The sequence below is a fragment of the Streptomyces sp. NPDC001700 genome, from assembly GCF_053596435.1.
In genome coordinates, this window is the sequence record NZ_JBSFGE010000074.1 from 1 (window position 1) to 5,469 (window position 5,469).

The following is a 5,469-nucleotide window of genomic DNA, read 5'->3' on the forward strand; positions in this document are numbered from 1 at the left end:
CCCCGCCGCGCGGCCATCTCGTCCTTCGGCATCAGCGGCACGAACGCCCACCTCATCCTCGAACAAGCCCCCGCCACCCCCACCCCGGAAACCCCGAGGGACACCACCACCGTCCCCTGGCTCCTCTCCGCCAAGACGGAACAGGCGCTCCGGGACCAGGCCCAACGCCTCCTCGACCACACCGCCCAACACCCCACCGACATCGCGCACACCCTGGCCACCGGCCGCACCATCTTCGACCACCGGGCCGTGGTGCTGGCGGATGAGCGCGAGGCATTCGACCGCGCGTTGGACGCCCTCACTCGCGGTGAGCCGTCCCCGGCCGTGGTCCACGGCACGCCCCACCCGGGAAAGAGCGCGTTCCTCTTCACCGGCCAAGGCGCACAGCGGGCGGGCATGGGCCGAGGGCTCTACGACACGTACGCCACCTTCCGCGACGCGTTCGACGAGGTCTGCACCACCCTCGACCAGCACCTCCAAGCCGAACGCCCCATCAAGGACGTCACCTTCGCCGAGGACCAGGGCCCGCTGAACCAGACCCGCTCCACCCAAGCCAGCCTCTTCGCCCTCGAAACCGCGCTCTACCGCCTGGTGGAGTCCTTCGGCGTCACCCCGGACTACGTCACCGGCCACTCCATCGGCGAACTCACCGCCGCCCACATCGCCGGAGTCCTCACCCTGGACGACGCCTGCCGCCTGGTCGCCGCCCGTGGCGCCCTCATGCAGGCCATCCCGTCCAACGGCGCCATGATCTCCGTACGCGCCACCGAAGAGCAGCTACGCCCGCTACTCGAAGGCCGCGAACACGAAGTGGCCATCGCCGCCATCAACGGACCCACCTCCCTGGTCATCTCCGGCGACGAACAAGCCACCACCGACATCGCCACCACCCTCGCCCAAGACGGCATCAAGACCCGCCGCCTCACCGTCTCCCACGCCTTCCACTCCCCCCACATGGACGCGATGCTGGACGAATTCACACGCATCGCCGCAGAACTCACCTACCACTCCCCCACCATCCCGCTCGTCTCCAACGTCACGGGCGAGCTGGCCGACCCCGACGACATCACCACACCCGCCTACTGGGCCCGCCACGTCCGCGAAGCCGTCCGCTTCGCCGACGGCATCACCACCCTCCACACCCACGGCGTCCGCCACTACCTCGAACTCGGCCCCGACGCCACCCTCACCACCATGGCCCAGGACTCCCTACCGGACGACACCACCGAAACCACCCTCATCCCCACCCTCCACCGCGACCGGGACGAGAACCACACCCTCCTCACCGCACTCGCCACCGCACACACCCACGGCATCCAGGTCGACTGGGCGCCCCTGATCGGCGAAATCGCCGTTCCCGCTGCTCTTCCCACCTACCCCTTCCAGCGCAAGCGCTACTGGCTGGAGACGTCGAAGCCCACCACCCACGCCCCGAACACCTCCACCCACCCCCTCCTCACCGCGGCGATCACCCTCCCCGATGGCGAAGGCGCCGTGTTCACCGGCGAGGTGTCGCTGAAGGCCCAGCCGTGGCTGAACGACCACGTCGTCCACGGAACGGTGGTGCTGCCGGGGGTCGCCTTCGTGGATCTGCTGCTGCACGCGGCCGAGTATGTCGGATGTGACCAGCTCGAAGAGCTGACGCACCACGCCTTCCTGGCCGTGCCGGAGCGGGGTGCCCGGCAGTTGCGGCTCACCGTGGGTGCGGCGGACGAGGCCGGGCGGCGGTCGTTCGCCCTGTTCTCGTCGGAGAGCGAGGCGTCAGAGGAGACGGCCGAGTGGACCCGCCACGCCAGTGGTTTCCTCGCCGATTCCGCGCCGGAGCCCTCGTTCGACCTCACGGCGTGGCCGCCCACGGAAGGCGAGCCGGTCGACATCGAGGAGTTCTACCGCGGGTTCATCGGGCGCGGCTACGAATACGGGCCGCTGTTCCGGGGCTTCCGGGCGGGCTGGCGGGTCGGTGACACCCTCTACGCGGAGATCGCGCTCCCGGACGGCACGGACCCGGAGGCGTACGGCGTCCACCCCGCCCTCCTGGACTCGGCGCTGCATCCGCTGATGCTGTTCTGGTACGAGTCGGATCGCGTACGGCTGCCCTTCTCCTGGAGCGGTGCGGCCTTGCACGCCGTCGGCCCGTCCCGGTTGCGGGTGCGGCTGTCCCGTACGGAGCGGGATGTGATGGCGCTGGCGGTGGCCGACGCGACCGGCGCGCCCGTCCTCAGCATCAGCGGGCTGGCCATGCGCGAGGTGGCGCCGGACCAGCTGGCCGCCGCGAAGGCCCGGCAGAGCGACGCCCTGTACGAGCCGAGCTGGCTCCCCGTACCGGCGCCCGCGTTCCAGAGCAGCGGCCCGTGGGCGGTGGTCGGGGTGGCGGATGTGGCCGCCGCGCTCCGTACCGCCGGGATCGAAGCGGTGGATCACGCCACGCTCGGCGGGTTGAGGGCGGAGGGCGCCAAGCCACCGCAGATCGTGGTGGCGGGACCTGCCCGCTCCGAGGGCGGCGATGTGGCGACGGACGCACACACAGCGTCCGCCGAACTCCTCGCCCTGGTACAGGACTTCGTCACCGACGACACCCTCGCCGACGCGCGGCTCGTGGTGCTGACCCGGGGGGCGGTGGCCGTGGAGGACGGGGAGCGGGTGCCGGATCCGGCGGCGGCCACCGTGTGGGGGCTGATGCGCACGGCGGACGCGGAGTATCCCGGCCGGTTCGTGCTCGTCGACCTGGACGAGTCGGACGCCTCGTACCGCGCGCTCCCGGCGGCGCTCGCCACGGGAGAACCGCAGTTGGCCATGCGCGGCGGTGAGCTGCGCGTACCCCGGCTGGTACGCGCGACGCTGCCCGCACCGGAAACAACAGACGGTGCCGGGCTCGACCCCGAGGGGACCGTGCTCATCACCGGCGGCACCGGCACCCTCGGCGGTGTGCTGGCCCGCCACCTCGTGGAGCGGCACGGCGTACGGCATCTGCTCCTGGTCAGTCGGCGCGGCCCTGCGGCGGACGGCGCGACCGAGCTGGCCGCCGAGCTGAAGACGCTGGGTGCCGACGCTTCCGTCGTCGCCTGCGACACCTCGGACGCCGAAGCGGTGGCCGGGCTGCTGCGGTCGATTCCCGGCGCGCATCCGCTGACCGGGGTGTTCCACACGGCCGGGGCTCTGGACGACGCCGCCATCGCGTCGCTGACCCCGGAGCGGCTGTCGGCGGTGCTGCGACCGAAGGTCGACGCCGCCTACCACCTGCACCGGCTGACGGAACACCTGGACCTGGCCGCGTTCGTCCTGTTCTCGTCGGCGGCCGGGGCGATCGGCAATGCCGGACAGGCCAACTACGCGGCGGCGAACACCTTCCTCGACGGGCTCGCCGCCCACCGCCGGGGGCGGGGCCTGCCGGGCCTCTCGCTCGCGTGGGGCCTGTGGGCGCAGACCAGCGAACTGACCTCGGGGCTGGATCCGGTCGGGCGGGCGCGGCTGGGCCGTGGTGGCATCGGCGCGATGCCCACCGCGCAGGCGCTCGGCCTGCTCGACCTGGCGCTCGGCTCACCCCAGGCGGTTCTGGTGCCCGCGAAGCTGGACCTCGCGCGGCTGGGCGGTGGCGACGCCCCAATCCCGGTGGTCCTGCAGGGGCTGGTCCGCTCCCGGGCCCGGCGGGCCGCCGCCACGGGCGGTGTGACGGGGTCGGACACGTTGCGGCAGCGGCTGGCCCCGCATGACGAGGCCACGCAGCTGGACATCCTCCTCACCTACATCCGTGGGCAGGTCGCGGCGGCCCTCGGCCACGGTTCGCCGGATGCCATCGACGCCGACAGCGGGTTCCTGGAGATGGGCCTCGACTCGCTCACCACCGTCGAGTTCCGCAACAACCTCAACCACGCCACCGGGTTGCGGCTGCCGCCGACCACCCTGTTCGACTACCCCACGCCGGTTCAGCTGGCCGCCATGCTCCGTGCCGAGCTGGCGCCGGACCGGGCCCCCGACGAGGTTCCGCAGCCGCTGGTGGCCGAGCTGGACCGGCTGGAGAGCGGTCTGCGGACCGCCGTCCCCGGCGTCCGGACCGCGATCGCCGCACGCATGCAGGCGCTGCTGCTGACGCTGGATGGCCTGGGCACGGAGGACGCCGGGACGCAGGAGGGCGTGACGATCGAATCCGCGACGGACGACGAGATCTTCGACTTCATCGACAACGAGCTGGGGCTCTCATGACCCGGCGACTCAGGAGGAGCGGCGTCGCATCATGAACGAGGACAAGCTGCGCGACTATCTGAAGCGGGTGACCGCCGACCTCCAGCGGACCCGTCAGCGGCTGGCCGAGGCGGAGTCACGGAGCCGCGAGCCGATCGCGGTCGTGGGCATGGCCTGCCGGTTCCCCGGCGGCGCCACCACGCCCGAGGGGCTGTGGGAGCTGGTGTCCGAAGGGCGCGACGCGGTGGGGCCCTTCCCGGACAACCGGGGCTGGGATCTGGACGGTCTGTACGACCCCGACCCCAACACCACCGGGAAGACCTACGCCCGCGAGGGCGGCTTCCTCTACGACGCCGACCGCTTCGACCCCGAGTTCTTCGGCATCAGCCCCCGCGAAGCCCTCGCGCTCGACCCCCAGCAGCGACTGCTTCTCGAAACCAGCTGGGAGTGCGTGGAGAGCGCCGGTCTGTCCCCGGGCGAGCTGCGCGGCAGCCGCACCGGTGTGTTCAGCGGGGTGTCCGGCCACGAGTACGCCTCGCTCATCCACCGGGGACCGGAGGACGTCGAGGGCCACCTGCTGACGGGTACCACCCTCAGCGTGGCGTCCGGCCGGATCGCGTACACCCTCGGTCTTGAGGGGCCCGCCGTCACCGTGGACACCGCGTGCTCGTCCTCACTGGTGGCGCTCCACATGGCCTGCCAGTCGCTGCGGAACGACGAGTCCACCATGGCGCTGGCCGGTGGCGCCGCCGTGATGCCGACGCCAGGCATGTTCGTGGAGTTCAGCCGCCAGCGCGGGCTGGCGGCGGACGGCCGGTGCAAGTCGTACGCGGCCGCCGCCGACGGCACCACCTGGGCCGAGGGCGCGGGCACCATCCTGCTCGAACGGCTCTCCGACGCCCAGGCCAACGGCCACCCCATCCTGGCCGTCATCCGTGGCTCGGCGGTCAACCAGGACGGCAAGAGCAGCCAGCTGAGCGCGCCCAACGGCCCCGCCCAGCAGCGGGTCATCCACGCCGCGCTCGCGAGCGCCGGGCTCACCCCGGACCAGGTGGACGCCGTCGAAGGCCACGGCACCGGCACCACTCTCGGCGACCCCATCGAGGCACAGGCACTCCTGGCCACCTACGGCCAGAACCGCGACGAACCCCTGTGGCTGGGCTCCTTCAAGTCCAACATCGGCCACGCCCAAGCGGCGGCCGGTATCGGTGGCGTCATCAAGATGATCCAGGCCATGCGCCACGCCACCCTCCCCAAGACCCTCCACGTGGACGAGCCCAGCCCGCACAT

At 72.0% G+C, this 5,469-nt stretch carries 2 protein-coding genes; both read left to right on the forward strand.

Translation table 11 applies throughout. The features are described 5' to 3' along the window. Positions 1–4,200: SDR family NAD(P)-dependent oxidoreductase (locus ACWC5C_RS41975; protein WP_450884619.1), on the forward strand; the 4,200-nt coding region annotated here is incomplete at its 5' end. A 31-nt stretch (positions 4,201–4,231) separates the two neighbouring features. Further along, on the forward strand, positions 4,232–5,469 hold a 1,238-nt coding region (locus ACWC5C_RS41980; protein WP_450884621.1), incomplete at its 3' end, for a type I polyketide synthase.